Origin of the sequence: Paraburkholderia sp. SIMBA_030, assembly GCF_046535245.1 — a bacterium.
Lineage (GTDB): Bacteria > Pseudomonadota > Gammaproteobacteria > Burkholderiales > Burkholderiaceae > Paraburkholderia.
Map to the genome: position 1 here is coordinate 1 of NZ_JAWRXB010000904.1, position 259 is coordinate 259.

1 protein-coding gene is annotated in these 259 nt (G+C 61.4%); it reads left to right on the plus strand.

The window, feature by feature from the left end; translation table 11 throughout:
- Positions 1 to 259 (plus strand): hypothetical protein (locus tag SB772_RS42640; protein ID WP_410838850.1); only part of this gene is annotated, 259 nt, incomplete at both ends.

The window sequence follows — 259 nt, forward strand, 5'->3', positions numbered from 1 at the left end:
GGACGACAACTCGACCTACGTTCAGAACCCGCCGTATTTCGTCGGCATGGGCAAGACCGGCACGGGCATTTCCGACATCAAGGGTGCGCGCGTTCTCGGTCTCTTCGGCGACAAGATCACCACCGACCACATTTCCCCGGCCGGTTCGATCAAGGCGGCGTCTCCTGCCGGTGCCTACCTCATCGAGCACAATGTCGGTGTTGCTGACTTCAACCAGTACGGCACGCGCCGCGGCAACCATGAAGTGATGATGCGCGGC